This is a genomic window from Dyadobacter luteus, from assembly GCF_003383615.1.
Classification (GTDB): domain Bacteria; phylum Bacteroidota; class Bacteroidia; order Cytophagales; family Spirosomataceae; genus Dyadobacter; species Dyadobacter luteus.
Window position 1 is genome coordinate 21,169 of record NZ_QNUL01000018.1, and the last position, 18,734, is coordinate 39,902.

19 protein-coding genes are annotated in these 18,734 nt (G+C 42.2%); 9 read left to right on the forward strand and 10 right to left on the reverse strand.

Annotated features, from left to right (window positions below):
- The 4 genes from DSL64_RS19300 to DSL64_RS19315 are packed head-to-tail and all read left to right on the forward strand — an operon-like array spanning window position 1 to window position 3,405.
- Window positions 1-1,212, forward strand: a complete 1,212-nt coding sequence (locus DSL64_RS19300; protein WP_115832571.1) for a PepSY-associated TM helix domain-containing protein — start codon at window positions 1-3, stop codon at window positions 1,210-1,212.
- 2 nt (window positions 1,213-1,214) lie between these two features.
- A complete protein-coding gene (locus DSL64_RS19305; RefSeq protein WP_115832572.1) occupies window positions 1,215-1,526 on the forward strand; it encodes a hypothetical protein in 312 nt (103 codons plus the stop codon).
- On the forward strand, window positions 1,516-1,797 hold the full coding sequence (locus DSL64_RS19310; protein WP_115832573.1) for a hypothetical protein: 282 nt from the start codon (window positions 1,516-1,518) through the stop codon (window positions 1,795-1,797). Before DSL64_RS19305 ends, DSL64_RS19310 begins: the two co-directional genes overlap by 11 nt.
- Window positions 1,798-1,800: 3 nt before the next feature.
- Window positions 1,801-3,405, forward strand: a complete 1,605-nt coding sequence (locus DSL64_RS19315; protein WP_115832574.1) for a PepSY-associated TM helix domain-containing protein — start codon at window positions 1,801-1,803, stop codon at window positions 3,403-3,405.
- A gap of 101 nt (window positions 3,406-3,506) precedes the next feature.
- Here DSL64_RS19315 and DSL64_RS19320 read toward each other — a convergent pair whose 3' ends face one another.
- Complete coding sequence (locus tag DSL64_RS19320) at window positions 3,507-4,967, reverse strand: gluconokinase (protein WP_115832575.1); 1,461 nt, start codon at window positions 4,965-4,967, stop codon at window positions 3,507-3,509.
- Window positions 4,968-5,172: 205 nt separating this feature from the next.
- Between DSL64_RS19320 and DSL64_RS19325 the strand changes: the two genes are divergently transcribed.
- Window positions 5,173-5,382 (forward strand): hypothetical protein, encoded by a 210-nt coding sequence (locus DSL64_RS19325; RefSeq protein WP_115832576.1) that lies wholly within the window; start codon window positions 5,173-5,175, stop codon window positions 5,380-5,382.
- A gap of 39 nt (window positions 5,383-5,421) precedes the next feature.
- Here DSL64_RS19325 and DSL64_RS19330 read toward each other — a convergent pair whose 3' ends face one another.
- A complete protein-coding gene (locus DSL64_RS19330) occupies window positions 5,422-6,654 on the reverse strand; it encodes a metallophosphoesterase family protein (protein ID WP_115832577.1) in 1,233 nt (410 codons plus the stop codon).
- Between the two features lie 192 nt (window positions 6,655-6,846).
- Between DSL64_RS19330 and DSL64_RS19335 the strand changes: the two genes are divergently transcribed.
- The gene (locus DSL64_RS19335) at window positions 6,847-7,362 is read left to right on the forward strand and encodes a DinB family protein (RefSeq protein WP_115832578.1); all 516 of its coding nucleotides are present in this window, start codon (window positions 6,847-6,849) and stop codon (window positions 7,360-7,362) included.
- Between the two features lie 46 nt (window positions 7,363-7,408).
- On the opposite strand, the gene DSL64_RS19340 is transcribed toward DSL64_RS19335, so the two are convergent.
- Window positions 7,409-8,389: a glycosyltransferase family 2 protein gene (locus DSL64_RS19340; protein WP_115832579.1), complete on the reverse strand. Its 981-nt coding sequence runs from the start codon at window positions 8,387-8,389 to the stop codon at window positions 7,409-7,411.
- A 191-nt stretch (window positions 8,390-8,580) separates the two neighbouring features.
- On the opposite strand from DSL64_RS19340, the gene pgeF reads away from it, so the two are divergent.
- Window positions 8,581-9,342, forward strand: a complete 762-nt coding sequence (gene pgeF, locus DSL64_RS19345) for a peptidoglycan editing factor PgeF (protein WP_310587859.1) — start codon at window positions 8,581-8,583, stop codon at window positions 9,340-9,342.
- A 5-nt stretch (window positions 9,343-9,347) separates the two neighbouring features.
- On the opposite strand, the gene DSL64_RS19350 is transcribed toward pgeF, so the two are convergent.
- From DSL64_RS19350 to DSL64_RS19365, 4 genes are all read right to left on the reverse strand, one after another.
- The gene (locus DSL64_RS19350; RefSeq protein WP_158547951.1) at window positions 9,348-11,042 is read right to left on the reverse strand and encodes a lamin tail domain-containing protein; all 1,695 of its coding nucleotides are present in this window, start codon (window positions 11,040-11,042) and stop codon (window positions 9,348-9,350) included.
- A 117-nt stretch (window positions 11,043-11,159) separates the two neighbouring features.
- Window positions 11,160-11,579, reverse strand: a complete 420-nt coding sequence (locus DSL64_RS19355; RefSeq protein ID WP_115832582.1) for a histone H1/H5 family protein, HCT subfamily — start codon at window positions 11,577-11,579, stop codon at window positions 11,160-11,162.
- 148 nt (window positions 11,580-11,727) lie between these two features.
- Complete coding sequence (locus tag DSL64_RS19360; RefSeq protein WP_115832583.1) at window positions 11,728-12,258, reverse strand: TrmH family RNA methyltransferase; 531 nt, start codon at window positions 12,256-12,258, stop codon at window positions 11,728-11,730.
- 87 nt (window positions 12,259-12,345) lie between these two features.
- Window positions 12,346-12,966: a response regulator transcription factor gene (locus DSL64_RS19365; RefSeq protein WP_115832584.1), complete on the reverse strand. Its 621-nt coding sequence runs from the start codon at window positions 12,964-12,966 to the stop codon at window positions 12,346-12,348.
- Window positions 12,967-13,298: 332 nt separating this feature from the next.
- On the opposite strand from DSL64_RS19365, the gene DSL64_RS19370 reads away from it, so the two are divergent.
- Window positions 13,299-14,270 carry a GNAT family N-acetyltransferase gene (locus DSL64_RS19370; RefSeq protein ID WP_115832585.1) on the forward strand — a complete coding sequence of 324 codons (972 nt, stop codon included), beginning with the start codon at window positions 13,299-13,301 and terminating at the stop codon, window positions 14,268-14,270.
- On the opposite strand, the gene DSL64_RS19375 is transcribed toward DSL64_RS19370, so the two are convergent.
- Entirely contained in the window at window positions 14,267-14,911 is a 645-nt protein-coding gene (locus tag DSL64_RS19375) for an FkbM family methyltransferase (RefSeq protein ID WP_115832586.1), read from the reverse strand. The genes DSL64_RS19370 and DSL64_RS19375 overlap by 4 nt on opposite strands.
- Before the next feature lie 298 nt (window positions 14,912-15,209).
- On the opposite strand from DSL64_RS19375, the gene DSL64_RS19380 reads away from it, so the two are divergent.
- The gene (locus DSL64_RS19380) at window positions 15,210-16,094 is read left to right on the forward strand and encodes an FkbM family methyltransferase (RefSeq protein WP_115832587.1); all 885 of its coding nucleotides are present in this window, start codon (window positions 15,210-15,212) and stop codon (window positions 16,092-16,094) included.
- A gap of 15 nt (window positions 16,095-16,109) precedes the next feature.
- Here the strand turns inward: DSL64_RS19380 and DSL64_RS19385 are convergent, their stop codons facing one another.
- Both DSL64_RS19385 and wecB read right to left on the reverse strand, forming a co-directional pair.
- Entirely contained in the window at window positions 16,110-17,531 is a 1,422-nt protein-coding gene (locus DSL64_RS19385) for a lipopolysaccharide biosynthesis protein (protein WP_115832588.1), read from the reverse strand.
- Window positions 17,532-17,617: 86 nt separating this feature from the next.
- Window positions 17,618-18,718, reverse strand: a complete 1,101-nt coding sequence (wecB, locus tag DSL64_RS19390) for a non-hydrolyzing UDP-N-acetylglucosamine 2-epimerase (RefSeq protein WP_115832589.1) — start codon at window positions 18,716-18,718, stop codon at window positions 17,618-17,620.
- Window positions 18,719-18,734: the final 16 nt, after the last annotated feature.

The window sequence follows — 18,734 nt, forward strand, 5'->3', positions numbered from 1 at the left end:
ATGACATTCAAAAAGCTTATCGGCCTTTTGCACCTCTGGCTCGGACTTGCGTCCGGGCTTGTTGTGTTTATACTCGGAATCACGGGGTGCATCTACGCTTTTGAGGAGGAAATAAGAGATGTTGTATATCAAAATCACCTTTATGTACAGCCGCTGAAACAACCCAAACTTCCCGTAAGCAAGCAGTTCAATATCGCTCAAAAAACACTTGGCAGGGCATTCGATTTTACCAATTTTGAAATCAGCAATACGCCCAACGGTTCCAGCCGTTTCTTTGCCTACAAGGCTGATGAAGAGGCAATCACCTATTTTGGTTCGCGGGAATATGCTTACAATATTTATCTCAACCCCTACACAGGTTCCGTACTGAAAGTAGAAAACAACAAATATGAATTTTTTACAATTGTCCTTTATCTCCACTATGACCTGCTTCTCGGCAAAATCGGTAAGCAGATTGTGGGGTGGAGTACAATCATTTTTATTGTTCTCCTTCTGTCAGGTCTGGTATTGTGGTGGCCCAAAAACAAAGCTGCTGCCAAACAGCGCGTTTGGTTTCAATGGAAAGCCGGCACAAAATGGAAAAGAAAAAACTATGATCTACACAATGTAGTCGGATTCTATTTCCTTGGAATTTGTCTTATCATTGCCCTTACAGGCCTTGTCTGGGCATTTTCCTGGTTCAACGAATCAGTTCAATATCTGGTAAATGGAGGAAGTCCATTAGCATCTACCACCATTGTATATTCAGATACAACAGCTTACACAAGCAAACTGGCAGTTGACGAAATTGATCAGGATATTACCAAAAGAATTCCTGACGCAACATCTTATTCTTATATCATACCGAAAAAAAAGAAAGATGCTCTCACCGTCAACGCATTGTTCACCGGAACAAAAAGATTTAAATTCGTTACTCATCAGTATGATCAGCATTCAGGAGAGTTCTTACAAAACCGTCGGTACGAATCAAAACCAGCAGCCGAAAAACTCAGGAACATGAATTACGATATTCATGTAGGAAGCATCCTTGGGCTGCCTGGCAAAATTCTGGCCTTTTTAGCAAGCTTTGTCGCAGCAAGTTTGCCTGTCACTGGCTTTGCCATATGGTGGGGCCGCAGGAAAAAATCTAAAAGAGACACCGGATCTAAAGCAAATTCTGCTCATCCGGCAAAACCATTTAATCCAAAACGAAAACCTGTTACTTCTTCGTAATTATGTTAGCTTTTTGTTTAATCCTTTGGGGGGCATTTCTGTTTTACACTGAATCAAAATATTTCCCTCATTTTCTGAAAAACATTTCTTATCCTGTTCCAAAATGGGTAGGAACGCTTTTACTGATCGCAGGCCCGGGTCTGTACATCAGTCACGAAGGCTGGGCTTCAGGCCTCCTGCTTTCTGTGGTAGCGTATTCACTGGCATTAGGACTACTACAGCTTTTTGCCGTTTCAGGCCGTGTTTATTTCTACAGTTTACTGGCTGTAATTCACCTTCTTTTACTGATTGATCTTTTCTCTTATGCCAGCTAAAAAAGAATACCTGACCACCAAAGGGCAACGGGCTCTGAAGATCACAGCCGGACTCATAGGAGGCTATTTTCTTGCCATCACGTTTCAGATGATGATCGCCACCATGCTACCTTACCAGACAGCTGTAATCCTGACAGGCGCATTTTCAGTTTTTATAATGTGGGTGGCACTGATGGTACTGGCTTTCCTGGCCCGAAACGGCTGGGTGATCTGGGGGATATACCTCGCGGGAATTGCAATTTGCGGATTTGTCATTTATTTACTCAAATAGCCCATGAAACTAAAAGGACTATCTAACCGACTGTACAATATCACCTTTCACACGCACACCGTGTCAGGTATTGTAATCAGCTTTGCCCTGTATGTCATTTTTTTCGCAGGGGCTCTTACCCTTTTCAAGGATGAGTTTTATCAATGGGAAAATCCGAAGGCACGGCAACCTGTTGCTCATTCTATCGACTATGATCAAATGCTGGCCGACCTGAAAAAAGAAGTGCCACAATTCGATTTTTCGGAGGATATCACCATCAGAACTGAAACCAGGGAAAGACCACTTGTCAAAATTTATGGCCACGTGATTGTACCGAAAGGAAAACCTGAGGAACATTACTATACTACCTATTCCCCTGCAACGGGAGAATTTGACAAAGAAGAAAGAACAACCATAGGTGAGACCTTGTACCGCCTACATTTCTTTGACCAGATCCCCTTTATTGGCCGATATCTATCTGGCTTTGTTGCGTTATTTTTTGCATTCGCCGTTGTCACTGGTGTCATGATCCACTGGCAAAATATTCTGACCAAATACAACGGATTTTCACTGAAAGGCTCACTAAAGAACATTTGGACCAACTCACATACGGTTTTCGGTTTGCTGGGATTGCCCTTTCAGTTTATGTATGCGATTACGGGCGCTTATTACATGCTATCCTTACTTGTCCTGGCACCGGTAGTTATGGTGTTTTTTGGCGGAGACCAAAACAAAGCGTTCGAAGTTTTATTACCGGAAAGATTTATGGTTACAAGCGGGGATTCTCCTGTTTCCTCTCAAAATCAGAAAATAACATCTCTGCTGGATCATGTCCGCAAACAGCATCCCGAGCTCGAAACCAGTTACATGCAGATCAAAAATTATCCGAAGGAAGACGGCGTGATTGCCATTTCAATGGATAATCCTAAAACGTTTGCGGGGGATGGCAGCATTGCACTCTCCCTTAAAACCGGGAAGGTAATTTCCAATGATTTACCGGGAAACAGAAGTTATGCCCAATCCATACTACCAGGCATTGCACGTTTACACTTTGCTACATTTGGAGGGCTTGTACTCAAAACTATTTACTTTTTCATGGCACTGTTCACCTGCTTCGTGATCATCAGCGGGGTGCTGTTATGGAAAGAGGCAAGAAATAAAAAGAGCTATACCGATAAGCAGAAACGTTTTCATCACAGAGTTACGATGTCTTATCTGGCGATTTGTTTCGGATTGTTCCCGGCAGTGGCCATTTTGTTCAGTGCGGAGCTGGCGATTCCGGACACAATAGACCACGTTTTCTATACCAGAACAGCATTTTTCGTTTCCTGGTTATTGTTCACCATCATCGGATTGTTTGCCAAAAACGAGATTAGAATTACACAACTCTACTTATTTCTCGGAGGAATACTCTCAATGCTGGTTCCGGTAGTCAATGGCGTCATGACGGGAGACTGGATATGGATTGCCATGCAAAAAGGATATCACTTTGTAGCCGTTACAGATTTCTGCTGGTTTGTTACCGGAGCCACATCACTTTTCTTTGCAAATCTCACCCGGAGACGTACCAACCAAACGGAGAAAGAAGCGGTTGTTCATTCTAAAAGCAAATCCTACCAGCCTCAGTAAACCACAAAGGCCGGTAACCTGGCACTCGCCCAGGTAACCGGCCCATAAATTCTGCGTCCTCAGCGCAAACCTTTCTCTACTTTGCGGTTAGAATTGGCCCACTACACCGCGTGACTCAGCATCAGCTTTGAACCTTTGATAAATTTCTCCGTAAGTACCTGATATACCTTGTTGTTTTGGGAACTTGCTTCAAACTTCTGCCCTACCAATGTAAAAGCCTCCATTTCCGAATAGTTTTGATAAACGCCTAAGGCCTTCAACCCCATCATGGCTGCGCCGGCGGCACCAGTTTCTACCGTTTCATTTAAAACTACTTTTTTACCAAAAATATCAGACAACATCTGCACCCATATCGGGCTTCTCGCAAAACCACCATTGGCATAAATCGTATCAATTTCCTGCATTTCAAGCAGCACTTTGCCAATGGTATTCAAATTGAGCAAAATACCTTCCATCACTGCACGGGCAAAATGAGGTTTTGTATGTTGTATATCCAATCCTGAAAATCCACCCCGAACTTCGGAATTCCACAAAGGCGCACGTTCACCCAGCATATAGGGATAGAACAGCAGGCCATCTGAACCGGCAGCCACTTTATCAGCGGATTTGAAAACAGTATCGTATTCTTCGTTCACAAAAAATGTATTCATCAGCCATTCAAAAATGACTGCACCATTGTTGGAAGGACCACCCAATATATAAGTCTGTTCATCCAATATATAGCAGAAAGTCTGCATCATCGGATCTGAATACGCTTTTTCAGAACAAATACGAACGGCAGCACTGGTTCCTATCGTCACTGCCATAGAACCGGTTCTGATTGCTCCGCTACCCAGGTTTGCCAGACAGCCATCACTCGCTCCCATGATCAGAGCGGTGCCTTCTGGTAGTCCTGCCTCATTATCAGCTGTCAGCTTTTCAGTATGATAAGGAGAAACCGCATCCGACAGTTTCGATGTTTTAAGACCTACTTTTTTTAAAGTAAACTCATCCCACTTCATTTCCCGGATATTGAACATGCCCGTTGCCGAAGCGATGGAGTAGTCTACCAGAAATTTACCCGTAAGACGGTAAACTATATACTCTTTGACGCCAATAAACTTATCTGCTTTCCTGAAAAGCTCAGGATCGTTTTTCTTAATCCACAACAACTTACAAACCGGCGCCATGGCGTGAATAGGTGTACCGTTGTGCTGATATATTTTCTTACCAATAGGAGACGATCTTAACTTCAGCGCGATTTCTGAACTGCGGTTATCAGCCCAAATGATGAGGTTGCTTAACTTTTTCCCATTTTTATCCAGTGCTAAAACACCGTGCATGGCTGCACTGAAACTAATCCCCAGTACTTCTCCTTTTTTTGCACAGGTATCAAAAACAGTCTTAATTGTCTTACAGGCGGCATTAAAAATCTCCTCAGGGTCCTGTTCACTCCAATCCGGTTTCGGATGATTCATGTCGTAGGTCTCACTATGCATGGTCAGGATTTCACCCGATTCCGCATCAAAAGCGACAGATTTTACATTCGTAGTACCAATATCACAACCAATAATGTAGGGCATTGCAACTGCTTTTATAAGATAAACCGGTGAATAAACCGGAAGATTTTGTCAGAAACAAATGTAAGGATTGATCCGCTTACCAAAACCGAAAAATTGAATTCCATACACTTACAACGACAAATTATTAAACTGTCTACTGAAAAATGGCCTTTATTTATTATTTTCGCAGCAGTATCATTTAAAGATTCAAATTTTACAAAGAACCATGTCTGATTCAACTCATACAGCACCAAGCCACTCGGAAGAAGCGCCTAAAAGGCTTTCAGCTGGAGCATACGTATTTACATTTATAGCACTTTTTCTTATACTCGCTGTTTTCGCAGATTTGTTCGTTTTCATTTTGGGAACTTTGGGTCTGATCGTAACTTTTGCAGCTCTTTACAGAGAGACCGTTTCTCACGACGATCATCACTAATCTCCGCTACTTGCGGGTTATATATACCGGGCGGTCAATTCACAATGAATCAGGCAGTTTACTGTCTATATTCCAAATGAGTTGACCGTTTGTCGTATCCACTTCCCACTGCTCTTCAATCACACAGGAGTCTTCCAAATCACGGTATTCAGCCGTTAGTTTCGCTCCTTCCAGATTCAATTTTACAAATCCGTTATAGCCAAGCTGATGTCTTCGGATCGTTTTACGAACGCGCCTGTCATACAGCATAATCTTTAGAACATCCTCTTCAGAATCCGGCATTTTAATCTCTACCGGTAAACCTCCGTGCCCGATACACCGACCATAAGCGCCGGGGCCTTTGCCGTACTGAGCCTTCTTGTAAACGACCAGGCGATGATCATGCCCCCAGAACCAGATAATCTCCCGCGAAGCATCACCCAATAATTCCTGTAGTTGCTCTGCAGGCTTGTGATATTGCTCTCTGAATGCAGATACATAAGGATGGTGGCTCAGAATAACTATGCCCCGCTTATCGTCAGGGTCACCTATTTTCACTATATCACGCAGCCAGGCTATCTGCTCCTGCCTCAAATGGCAATCAGGCGGAGATAATACTTCCAGAAATGGACGACCTACCGATGTGTAACCTGTATCAATACCGATAATTCGCCAATGTTCATTCTCCAGACAGAAGAAACCGGCTTGCTGGGTTTTTCTGACTTCGCCCTGTTGCACATACATGGCGGGCAACAAATGTTGAAAATAGGCATCGCCGTTTGAATACATTTCATGATTACCCGACAACGCCAGACTACCCGAAGCGCCATAATACCAGCTGGCATGAGGAGCAGTGAAATTTACTTCGATTTCCTTCGGCGTACCCACAAAATAGATATCCCCCATGTGAATGGTGTAGTCAGGCGCGTACCTGGCTACCAGATGCGCCACCGCATCCGATTCAGCCGTGTCGCTGGCCCAATCCGAAAGTAATGCAATAGAAATTCCTTCCCTGGCCGGAATGGAAGATTGAAGTCGATACACGCCGTTGTCTCCGTTCCGGGGATAAGCCTGGTACGCATGTCTTGGCCCAAAACGACTTTTGATATAATGCCAGGCAAACCCGAACAAATTGGTCTTAAAGAACCCGGATATCTTATTGGTTACTTCTGAGGTATTTTTAACATGTTCTTCATAAAGCTCCAGCTGCGTTTTTGCATGATTCTCCGCTTCGCTGTGCCCCAGGTCAAGATACTTTTCACTCCTTTTATCGGGAGACTCGTTACTACCCATAGATTATTTTTTTCTCGAACTACTAAATGATATCGAACTGTATTTCACAAGAGTTAAAAATCACGCCAGATCGGAAATTAACGGATTTATGCTCCACCGTGAAATCAATAAATGCCTTCAATATTGGTAATAATATAAGATCGAATTACCTTTCGTCCTATTTTAATTCAAAACCACCAAACAATAACCAATATGAAAAAGATAATCCTAAGCTGTATGTTAGGGCTTATTGCTCAAACTTTGTTTGCCCAAACTCCAAAGGAAAAGCAGATTGCTGAATGGGAACGTGCAAAAGTTTATACACTTGAATACCTGGATGCAATGCCGGAAGACGGATATGCCTTCAAACCTGTAGCCGATATCCGTTCTTTCGCTGAACAAATGGATCATATCGCCGACGCTAATTTTGCATTTGCTGCCGCTGCCTCAGGCAAAAAAAGTCCGATGGAAGGCTCTGCGGAAAAGATGACTGATCAGTCGAAGAGTGCTGTAAAAAAAGTAGTAATGAACAGTTACGACTTTACGATTGATGCACTTAAAGCAATGAGTGATGAGGATTTTAATAAAGATGTAGCGCTGTTCGGAATGACGATGAAATCTGGCACTGCTTTCGAAAAATCCTTTGAGCACCAGACTCACCACCGCGGACAAACTACCGTTTACATCCGCCTGAAAGGAGTTACGCCCCCGAAAGAAAAATTATTCTGATAACAAAAATGCCCTTTTCGAAGGGCATTTTTGTTTCGGTATCAGCTCAGGATTTTGTCTTCAGGTTATACAGAGATAGCGCCAGAAAACTGTAAATTTTCATCGCAAAAGGAGGCAACACAAAGTCTCTGATGATTTCTCTTTTCTTTTGCTGAGAAGGCTGCGCAAGGGAAATATATTTCAGCGCATACCTTGCACGCGGCCAGTAGCTGTCGCCATACTCTTTCGAAAACAGCAACTTATAATAGTAAGTAGCTATATTCTTTTGCAGAACCGCATCATACTTGTAGTTGAACTCTTTATTGATGTTCGAATACATTTGAATTCTGTTAAAAAGAAAGTCAGCTCCATAATGATTATCTGCAAAGCTGGCTCCTCCTCTGTTCTTCCTGTATACTGACATGACCTCATCTATATAACCGATAGGGCCGCGGCTTGCCAGCATAATATTACGTGGGATATCTCCGCTGGTGGATAAATTGGTCCATTCCGGATCAGGATTTTTAGCAAAATCTTCCCTACGGAACATCAGACTGGACGTGGCAATGAAGCACAGCTCGTCCTCCCCGATCAGATCATCTACAGTAACTTCAGGCTTAGTCAACGTATTGACCAGATGCGAAGGTGCAGAATTGTCATCGTAAATGGCCATAGCATTATGATAACTGGCAGAATAATGCGGATTTGCATCCAGCATCTCCACCTGTTTCTGAAGCTTGTGCGGCGAGGTCAGATAATCGTCACCATCGAACTGGGCGATATACTCTCCTTTGGCATTCGCAAATGTATTCAGCGCATTGTATTTCCCGTTCAACCCGAGATTTTTAGATTGAAGCAACAATCTTATCTTATCAGGGTAACGGCTCTGATAATCTTTCAGAATAGCTACCGTATTATCCCTGGAACAGTCATCGCCTACAACAATCTCGTATTCAAATGTGGTCTCCTGCATAAGCAAAGAATCCAGCATTTTAGGTACGAACTTTTCATGATTATAGGTTACAACGCAAACACTAACTTTTATCATAAATCTGGTTTTTAGACGGCCAGGCAAACCAATCCATATGTCTACGAAACACTTTACGATGATATTTGAATTGCGCTGACGCCACAAAGTTACTTTAATTGTTAGCAATAAAACCAACCGGCTACATAATACTCCATGCAAACCACCCGTTTAAAACCTTAACTTTGGCACCCCGTTAAAACTATATTATTTTGACACAAACAGATAAACCTCTTTTCAGAAAGCCTGCAATTTTCGCTGAGTTGAAAAATATCATAGCAGCTGAAAGTACCCGTAATGGCGGAGTAAGCACTGCTCCGTTCGACTCACTCAATCTGGGAGGTTCTACTACTGACAAGCCCGACAATGTGATCAAAAACAATCATCTCTTCTTCAACGCATTGGGAATTGACTTTGAACAGGTTGCCAAATCTCACCAGGTACATGGAGCAGAAATTTTGACAGCTGACAAAGCCGGACGGTACGAAGGTTATGACGCGCTCATCACCAATATTCCCGGCGTGCAGCTCGCTGTGACTATAGCGGATTGTACACCTATTCTCATTTTTGACCCTGCCCGAAAAGCAGTTGCAGCCATTCATGCAGGCTGGAGAGGAACCGTTCAGCAAATCGTAGCTAAAACACTTGCCAAAATGCAGGATAGCTTCGGTACTGCTCCGGAAGATTGCTTGGCTTATGTAGGAACATGTATTGATGAATGTTCATTTGAAGTAGGAGAAGAAGTTGCAGAACACTTTCAGTCTGAACATAAACGATGGGACAACGACCGGAATAAATTTTTCATTGACCTCAAAAAAGCGAATGCGGATCAGCTGCTTTCAGCCGGATTAAAAAAGGAAAACATAGAAATTTCCATGTTCTCTACTGTACTTCATAACGACGACTATTTTTCTTACCGGGCTGAAAATGGCACTACGGGAAGAATGTTGGCAACAATAGGTTTAGTACCCTGATGGTCTCATCGTTCTCTGGTAGCAACCACCACCTTGCATCGAAAACGCTTTATATTTCCGTCTGTAGTAAACATGTCCGCAACAATAAAATAGTAGCCTGTTTCCACCACCACACCCCGGTCATCAGTTCCGTCCCATTCTATAAAACCACTGGTACCCATCAGTTGATTATTGGCAAGGAACCGGACCATCCTTCCGTTAACATTAAAAATACGGATGGCAGCCATTCTACCAGCTACATTTTGCCGGTAAGTAAGCTGCATGCTATCATCTATTCCATCTCCGTTCGGTGTAAATATTTCAGGAACAGCGGAAAACGTCTCGTCCGCGATTTCTTCGTTAAATTGAGAATTGGCAAAGCCTGGAGTTGCATATCCAGAGGTCGATGAAGCGGAATGCCAGTTGGACGCATCATCCGAAGATTTACAAGGATTCATTTTTTCAAGAGATACACCTTTATAGTTGGAAAGAAGAGCATGGTGCATTTTTTCCGAATAGGAAAACCGGTCAAATATCAATTGATTTTGATTCCGCAGAAGCACTTCACCTGAAGCATTTGCGTAGGCAGGGAAAGAAGGCATTTCCAACATAGAACGCGATTTATCGGAAGGATACTGCGCTTTTACAACAGCTACATCAGAAGTAAGCACGAGATATCCATGAGCTGGCAGCACGACATTCTGATCGGTTATAGTCACATATGAAATAGAATTATCAGATCTCCTCGATCCTAATGACCAGTTTTTAAGCGTAACATGTCGGGACGAGGTATTGTAAAATTCAACAAAATCTACCCCACCTTCGAATGGGTTAAAAAGAATCTCATTAATGACCACGTCAGCAGAATCTGCGTCCACCGGCAAGGCTATCATTCGTTCCTCGTCCCGCAAGATATTTCCGGCACAATCTGCAAGATTCCTGATAGTCAGCCTGTATTCCTGATCAGCCAGTATAGGCTCATCCAGTACAAAAGTCAGTGTCTTGAAATCTGGTAAATGAACTTCTCTGCGGATAATTTTTCTACCGGCAAATTCAATAATCGCAGCCGAGACAGCATTGAGACTATCCAGCTTTTTATTAAAAAACAGTGAAAATTCTTTATTCCCCGAAATATCGACTCTTTCCAATACAGGAGGCGAAATATCAATCAGCTGCTTTTGTATACTATTGGGCTTACCAGGCGTGCCACCGGTTTCATTGACAGATGTTTGCCAGAGTTCCTGTCCCCCACAGGGATGGCCAACGTCCACTATTTCAAGCGCGTACCCACCATTTCTTTTGCCTGCCTCCCACCACCTGGCCTGATACGTTACTGAATAAACGAGCTGGTTTTTCACGTTAAATAAAGACAATAACATCCCATCATTGGTGAGTGAAAATGTGTTCAGCCCTACCACAGCACCATACGGTAGCAGAACTGGACTGTTATTTCTATGACAAACGATGACGTATGAGCTGGCAGGAATAATTGAATCCGGTAGCTTCACTGATCTGCTTCCCATCTCCAGCTTCCAGTCTTTAAGGGAAATGGAATTATCAGAGTTGTTGTAGATTTCAATATATTCCACTTCGGGCAGTCCGATAACAGGTGTCGGATCCGCCATAATTTCCGTAATAATGACCGATTGATAGGCCTGCCCCGAACTAAACAACGGGCACAGAACGAGGGCGATTACTAATCGCAGAATGATTGCTGCCATACCGAAACCCATTTAACGTAGATACGTAAAGGACAGTTGTCGGTAACAAACACAAGTATATATAAAAAAAGGTCAACCCACCTAAGCAGATTGACCCATCATATCGTCAGAAAATGATTATTTCGCTTCTTCCTGCTTCTCAGCGGCAGCTATGGGAGCTTTCGCTGCAGGCTTAGCAGGAGTAGCCTTGGCAGGAGCCTTCGGAGCTGCTTTCGGAGCAGCGGCTGGTTTTGCAGGAGCAGCAACAGGCGCTTTGCTGGTTGCAGCAGCTACGAGAGCAGCCAATTTTTCAGACTTTACCGATTTCTTGCCCTTCTTGGTTTCCTTTTTATCTTTCGTTTTTTTCTCAGTTTTTTTCGCAGCTTTTGCCTTGGCTTTTTCTGTCTCTTTCTCAAACTTCGCTACCTTCTTTGCCAATTTAGCCGCAGCTTTCTCAATCGATTTCTTTATCTTTTTGGAACCAGATGCTACAGAATCGATTTTTACAGATAATGTTTCAGCAAGCTCAGAAGTTAACTTTTTTGTCGCGGATTTCATGATTTCAAATTTAAATTCCAGTAAATGAATAATAAGGCTGGCGAAAAATTGCTGATACTGAAACGATTAGCATTCTGTTCGAAACCGTTTAATTCAACATGCAATTACACCTCAATGTAACATTAATTCCAAATTTTCTGTGTTATATTTATGTTATATTTTTTTTCACAAATTCCCACAATACGATGCCTGCCGACACGGAAACGTTGAAAGAATGTTTGGTACCGAACTGAGGTATTTCAATACACCCATCTACGATTGCCATTACCTGATCAGAAACCCCTTCCACCTCATTTCCAAAAACGAAAGCGTAAGATCCACCGACAATAAAGTCATACTTTTCCAGTAAAGTACTACCCTCGGCCTGTTCTACTGCCAGCACCTTATAACCTTTTTTCTGCAAACCAGCTATTGCCACTGTAACGTCTTCCGCTTTTTCCCATGCAACAGACAACTCAGCTCCCAGTGCACTTCTCGTAATCTCTCTGTGAGGTGGCTGCTGTGTGTAGCCACCCAAAATGATCTTTTCAGCTTTTAGCGCGTCTGCTGTTCTGAAAAAGGACCCTATATTATTGAGACTTCGTATATTATCCAATATAACTGTATAGGGAAATTTGTCAGCTTCCCTGAATTCCTCTACCGACAACCGGTCCATCTCATCAACCTCTAACTTTCTCATGTAACCTTATTTTCAAATTATACGGGTATAAAAAAATAACCCTATACTAAGACAGGGTTATCGATATTCATTGCAGAATGTATTGTTCTACTTTATTTTCGTGATCAGCTCAACGATATTTTTAACACCGAGCTTTTCGAATATACGGGCTTTATAGGTGCTGACAGTTGATAACTGGAGGTTCAGTTTTTCAGCAATTTTAGCAGTGCCTAATCCTTCCTTAAGCAAATTCATTACATCCGTTTCCCTTGGTGATAAACTCACAATAGGATCCGGCAGGAATTCCTTCGGATTGATAAGTCTGTTAATGTTCATTTGCTGCATTTCTTCACTCATGTACTTTTTGTTATTCAGTACACTCAATACAGCTGCTTTAAATTCTTCCTCAGGAGCATCCTTGGATAGGTACCCGTCTGCACCAGCCTGCAGATACAACAACCCATAGAGTTGCTCATCATAGCTGGAGAACATAAGAATTCGTGTTAATGGGGATTTCGTACGAATCGCTTCCACCATCTTGGTATTATTACCACCAGGGATATTGATATCAAGTATCAGCAAATCGTATTGTTTCACACCAAGTTCATTGATCAGTGCATCAAAATCCTCAACATCCGCAATTTCGGAATCCGGTATAAGGGACTGTAACAAATGTTTGGTACCAATTCTTACAACAGCATGATCTTCGGCAATAAGTATGTGTTTCATGTAACGGGTTAGATGCAAATAAATAAAGGGACTTCTTTCTATTTTATTAATTCAGCGTAAGCTGTCCATCTGATAGATCTTAAAAAGGAAAATTACGAAGCCGTCAAAAGTGTGCTCCAACGCCTGTTTCGCTCTCATTTTACACAAAAATAACAATAGACACCATAATTAACAGAATTATTTTAAATTTAGTATCTGTGCTATACCTGTGACGAACAAATTCAACTTACGTAAATTTAATAACGACAACCAGGCCAATCCGTACATCGTTCCATTCAACGGACCTGATTTTTCGCAAATAACAGGATGACTACACGCACACTCACACACATATGCCTGAATATAAGAACCTTAAAAATAATTACTATAAAATTATTTCCAATGGGAATATAGAAAAAAATAAAGTTGAGTTCGATATTTTTCTCTATTTAACTACTACCCACCTTACTGCTCAGACTAGAAAGCCGGTTATTTATTTTCAGTTTTATCGAAATACTTATCCTACCCCAATTGCTATTTTCCAGTGTACTGCTCCTCTCGACGGGCTCTGCCATTCTGCTCCATCCGCTCCGTTTGGTAGTATTCAATGCCAGGATGATTGCTCGAAAGAGGAAATAGATTATTTTATCAAATCAATCATTGAGCAATTGAATTTCAGAAGAGTTAAAAACCTACAGATCAACCACTATGCATATTGTTACTCCGAACCTCATGCAGAAGTAATAGCCAGCCTGTACGCAACTAACGGTTTCAGATGTAGCAAAGAGAAAATCAATCATCACATTCCCGTATCAGCACAACATTTTCGTGAGCTTATTGTGCCTGCTGAGCATCGCAGGTTAAAAAAGTGCGAACGGTCTGCACTCATAGCACAAATGGACACCGATTCAGATCCTGGAAAAATCTATCAGTTTTTGAGTTATTGCCGGCAGGTAAAAGGCTATGTGTTACCCCTGAGTCAATCTCAGCTGACGACTTTAATAGTTCATTTCCCAAACCATGTCCGGACTTTTTCTGTGCAACTCGCCGGAAAAATAATTGCAATGGTTGTTACTATACGTGTCAATAGCCGGATACTCTATAATTTTCTTATCGATAGCCTTCCTGAGTTCAACAAGTATAGCCCTACCGTTATGCTGGTGAATTGTGTGTATCAATACTGTCAGCAACAAAAAATAGAAATCCTTGATCTTGGCACCTCATTGGATCAATCCGGCAGAGAGAAAGCAAGCCTGATTCGATTTAAAGAGAATATTGGTGGCGTGCGGAGTGTGAAGAAAAGTTTTTGTATCCGGCTGAATTAGATTCCCAAGCAATTGCCCTCTCTGTAAAACACCGTAGAACACGTTTCATGACCGACGATAGGAGCCATTCCATAAAAATCTATTTTTCTGAACCCTTTCTTCTCCATCAGATCCTTGGCTTCCTGATACCAGCTACGCTCTGAATTATCAAGAATAAGCACGCCATCAGGAGTAAGATAATCCACTGCGAAAGCAGTACATTTTACCCGTTTTCTGCCATCGACTACGATAATATTATAAAGCTTTTTCTCCTGACCTACTGCCTGAACATACTCGTCACCTAATTCTGCCGGTATCACTTTCGCATTAGACGGAATAAGTGTGCTCACAATTTTGATCCATTCTTTATCATGCTCCACCGCCGAGATGCGATCTACCCTGGAAGCATACCAGCGGGTAGAATTTCCTGATCCATATTCAAAAACCTGAAAGCTTTTTCTAATTCGTGGCTCTAAAAACAAAATGAAAGAATAGGTATACCACGGTAGAGGATTACCACCAGCATCTTCCGAGCGTCCTGAATGGTAGCTTCTGAACCAACCATACTTTGTAAGGGCACTGTCTATCCCCAATTGAAAACTTCCTCCCAGACCAATAGCTCTGAGCCCACTCCAAACTACATTTTTGATAGACCGAATCATTTCCTTCTTTTACCTGACAAAATTTAAAACTGAACACTCTATTCTTTAAGAACCGGCAAAGATAAATGCCTTAAGCAAGGTATTTACTGCCGCTAAATACTATATGTAAAAAAATCAATAAAAACACGTAAATAAACTATTCTCCACTCATATCACCACTTCCAAGGCACATGCCAACTCAGCAAAAACGACCTAAGTATATAAGAGAATACCAATGCAACCAATGTGAGGATTTTCAGTAACTTTGCCCGCTTTAAAATCAAAGCTCAACGCCAACGATCGCCTTATTATAACAGCCATGAAGATCAAAACCATAAAGACCGTACTTGGTCATCCTTTGAACCAGAAAAGAAAAGTACAGGCACTACTTACGTTGTTCAAAAGGGGGCTCATGATTCGGCTCCATAGACATCCGATGGTATACCCATTTGTATCGGGTACTTCACTCGTGGTTGAAAAGGGAATGTCAAGTGCAGAGCTACAGATATACACTGGTTTGTATGATCATATAGAAATGCTCTTTTTAATGCATTATCTACGCTCCGAAGATACTTTCGTTGATATCGGAGCCAATATTGGGGTATATTCTGTCCTGGCATCAGGAGTTAGCGGAGCACAATCCCTCGCGTTTGAACCCATCCCTTCTACATTTGATCGTTTACGTAGAAACATCGTTTATAATAACCTGACTGAGAAAGCAAAGCTTTTCAACATGGGTGTGGGCGACAAAGAAGAAACGTTAACGTTTTCCAATTCTCTTGATGCTATCAATCATGTTATTACTGACAGCAAAAATTTCTCAGGCTCTGTCATGAAAGTGCCCGTCAACTCTCTTGACAATCTTATGAAAGGTTTGACCCCCAATTTTCTTAAAATTGATGTGGAGGGTTTTGAAGCCAATGTGATTAACGGAGCAACAGAAACATTACAAAACAAAGTCCTGAATGTAATTGTAATGGAAACAAATGGCTTGTCAGATCAATACCAGTTCGGACAGGATTATATCCATAACAAGCTACTCTCTGCAGGGTTTGTTCCGCATGATTATGACCCTTACCACAGAACAATTACAGCAATTTCTAAGCCGAACCCTGATAATACAATTTACATCAGAAACATAGAATTTGTAAGTCAAAGACTGAAGAGCGGCGCAAAAATCAAAATAGGAGATTTAACGATTTAAAGTTAAATCTCATTGCTACTTCAAAAACCGCTGCTGTAAACCTTTTACCAAACCATTAATCTCCTCAGAGACATTAAGTCCTATCACGGCCACAGCAAAAAGCAGGGATATTATACCCGAACGTACCACCAGTGCTACCATGGCCGAAACCATTGTTTTGTCGTAATGGGGTACGAGAAGCGTTAATCCATATAAAATAGCCAGAATAAGCGCTACTTTGAAACTTCCTGCAGTAAACGGCATTACATCAAACTTCATCCATACGAATGTCATCCTTGTAACGGAATAGACCAGTGTGGTAAAAACTGTAGCCAGCGCGGCACCAATGAAACCGTACAAAGGAATAAGCCATAAATTGAATGTTACACCCAGAATGGCAGTAGTGATAATGAACAATGTAGACCATCTGAAATAGCGGGAATACATAATAATCTCGGAATTCAGTCCGGTAGCAATATCAAAAACCTTCACAATTGCTAGCAGCAGCACTACATATTTTCCCTGGCTGTAGGTTTCTCCTTTGGGAATAAGATAAAAAATATCATCGATACTTGCCCAGATCAACAGGAAAAAGAAGCCACCTGCGATGAGTTGGTTTAACGCCGATTTCTGGTTCATGGTGCGGATATGATTATGATCTTCTCTGACCAGGGCACTTGCCAAAAGTGGGATAGAAATCTGTGCGATGGCTTTTCTGGGAATTTCAATGATAGAAGCAATACTGGCGGCAATAATAAAAATACCGGTACTTATCAGCCCTTCCTCCCCTGCCAGCATGGATTTATCAATAAACAAAACCAGATTAACTCCGATCCCTCCCAAAATTGTAAAACTACCGTAGCCCAGCATTTGCTTGAGAAGCTTACCATTCAGAAAATTGCGATCGGGCAACCGGAGATAAAGCTTTCCCAGTTTTTTGATATAGACCAGCAATAATACAACTGCCAGCGCATAAGTACCGATCATCAGTCCCCACATCACATTGAAGCTGATCCAGCCTAGTCCATAGATCAGAACCAGCAACATGTTGGAAAGTCTCAGGTATACCTCCCGGATAAAATTAGGAATGGCGATTCTCGCATTGTTTCTGCAATAGGATTCAAGAACGGTAATATATATCCAGAAAGCAGTGAGCGGTACCACAAGAAAATGGTACTGAAGGATCATTGGCGACTGCTCCGCAAAGTATCCTTTGATTTCAGGGGTAAAAAAAAGGTAGGTTGCAGTAAACAACAACACCCCTACAAAAGGCATAAAAAGCAGAAACGCAAGAATACCTCTGTGCTGCTCGTCATCACTTTTGAAAAGGGAGAAGAACTTATCAACTATAAACGGCGTTCCGAGATGTGCAAAAGCAGCAAAAAGTAAACTGTTTTCAAATAAAAGCCTGGAAAGCGCCAACTCTTCCACAGTCAGGAATTTGGTAGACACAAACATTTGATTTATGACTCCAATCCCTACTCCTATATACGAACCCAATCCTGCCTTTAGACTCTGACGAACAACTATTCCCACCTCAGGCTCTATTTAGCGTATTTCTGTAACAATATAGCCGCGATACGTTCCGCAGCGTGTCCGTCCCACAATGGAGGAGTTTCACCTTTTTTGGACTTCCCATCCAGCACTGCACCAACCAATTCTTTTACTGAAGCCGGATTAAGATCGCTTTGCAAATAGTTAGTTCCCATTTCAACAGTAACGGGGCGCTCCGTGCTCGCACGGAATGTGATACAAGGCACTTTCAAAAACGTGGTTTCTTCCTGAATTCCACCTGAGTCCGTTACAATAAGCTTTGCGTTGGCCATAAGGTGCAGGAATTCCAGATAACCTTGTGGCTCCATTAAAGTTACATTGTTGATAGATTCCAGCTCTGCCAACAGACCGTTCGTTTCTATATTTTTCAGCGTACGCGGATGAACCGGAAAAAGCACTTTAGTTCTCGCAGCCGTATCTTTCAGAATTGCCAGGATATTTTTCAAACCTTCAGCATCATCCACATTGCTTGGGCGGTGCATGGTTACCAGCACATATTCCCCCGACTCGATTCCCAGCTCCTGAAGCAGGTTCAATTGAGAAGCCTTTTCACGGTAATGTACCAGCGAATCGATCATTACATTTCCTACGAAATGCACTTTCTCGTCAGGTATACTTTCTCTTTTAAGGTTTACTATCCCTGCATTTTCCGTTACAAAAAGATCATCAGAAATAGCATCTGTCATGATTCTGTTGATTTCTTCAGGCATACGACGGTCACCACTTCGTAATCCAGCTTCCACATGTACAACCGGCACGTGTTCCTTCACAGCCACCATTGCACAGGCAATGGTTGAATTCACATCACCTACTACAAGTACGATATCCGGCTTTTCGGCAAGCATCACCTGCTCAAACTCCACCATAATTTTTGCCGTCTGCTGTGTATGTGAACCTCCTCCCACACCCAGGAAGTAATCCGGGCGAGGTAATTCAAGCTGATTGAAAAACACATCCGACATTTTGGAATCGTAGTGCTGCCCTGTATGAACAATCTTTGATTCGATCTGAGGATGTTTCAAAAAAGCTCTGTGGAGCGGAGCCACCTTCATGAAATTAGGGCGAGCGCCAACGATGCTGAGAATTTTCATTTTTTGATATCGTATA

Excerpts from the sequence above, each read along its gene's own strand:
- DSL64_RS19300 (WP_115832571.1), top strand. The coding sequence starts at position 1 with ATGACATTCAAAAAGCTTATCGGCCTTTTGCACCTCTGGCTCGGACTT.
- DSL64_RS19305 (WP_115832572.1), top strand. The coding sequence starts at position 1,215 with ATGTTAGCTTTTTGTTTAATCCTTTGGGGGGCATTTCTGTTTTACACT.
- DSL64_RS19310 (WP_115832573.1), top strand. The coding sequence starts at position 1,516 with ATGCCAGCTAAAAAAGAATACCTGACCACCAAAGGGCAACGGGCTCTG.
- DSL64_RS19315 (WP_115832574.1), top strand. The coding sequence starts at position 1,801 with ATGAAACTAAAAGGACTATCTAACCGACTGTACAATATCACCTTTCAC.
- DSL64_RS19320 (WP_115832575.1), bottom strand. The coding sequence starts at position 4,967 with ATGCCCTACATTATTGGTTGTGATATTGGTACTACGAATGTAAAATCT.
- DSL64_RS19325 (WP_115832576.1), top strand. The coding sequence starts at position 5,173 with ATGTCTGATTCAACTCATACAGCACCAAGCCACTCGGAAGAAGCGCCT.
- DSL64_RS19330 (WP_115832577.1), bottom strand. The coding sequence starts at position 6,654 with ATGGGTAGTAACGAGTCTCCCGATAAAAGGAGTGAAAAGTATCTTGAC.
- DSL64_RS19335 (WP_115832578.1), top strand. The coding sequence starts at position 6,847 with ATGAAAAAGATAATCCTAAGCTGTATGTTAGGGCTTATTGCTCAAACT.
- DSL64_RS19340 (WP_115832579.1), bottom strand. The coding sequence starts at position 8,389 with ATGATAAAAGTTAGTGTTTGCGTTGTAACCTATAATCATGAAAAGTTC.
- DSL64_RS19350 (WP_158547951.1), bottom strand. The coding sequence starts at position 11,042 with ATGGCAGCAATCATTCTGCGATTAGTAATCGCCCTCGTTCTGTGCCCG.
- DSL64_RS19355 (WP_115832582.1), bottom strand. The coding sequence starts at position 11,579 with ATGAAATCCGCGACAAAAAAGTTAACTTCTGAGCTTGCTGAAACATTA.
- DSL64_RS19360 (WP_115832583.1), bottom strand. The coding sequence starts at position 12,258 with ATGAGAAAGTTAGAGGTTGATGAGATGGACCGGTTGTCGGTAGAGGAA.
- DSL64_RS19365 (WP_115832584.1), bottom strand. The coding sequence starts at position 12,966 with ATGAAACACATACTTATTGCCGAAGATCATGCTGTTGTAAGAATTGGT.
- DSL64_RS19370 (WP_115832585.1), top strand. The coding sequence starts at position 13,299 with ATGCCTGAATATAAGAACCTTAAAAATAATTACTATAAAATTATTTCC.
- DSL64_RS19375 (WP_115832586.1), bottom strand. The coding sequence starts at position 14,911 with ATGATTCGGTCTATCAAAAATGTAGTTTGGAGTGGGCTCAGAGCTATT.
- DSL64_RS19380 (WP_115832587.1), top strand. The coding sequence starts at position 15,210 with ATGAAGATCAAAACCATAAAGACCGTACTTGGTCATCCTTTGAACCAG.
- DSL64_RS19385 (WP_115832588.1), bottom strand. The coding sequence starts at position 17,531 with ATGTTTGTGTCTACCAAATTCCTGACTGTGGAAGAGTTGGCGCTTTCC.
- wecB (WP_115832589.1), bottom strand. The coding sequence starts at position 18,718 with ATGAAAATTCTCAGCATCGTTGGCGCTCGCCCTAATTTCATGAAGGTG.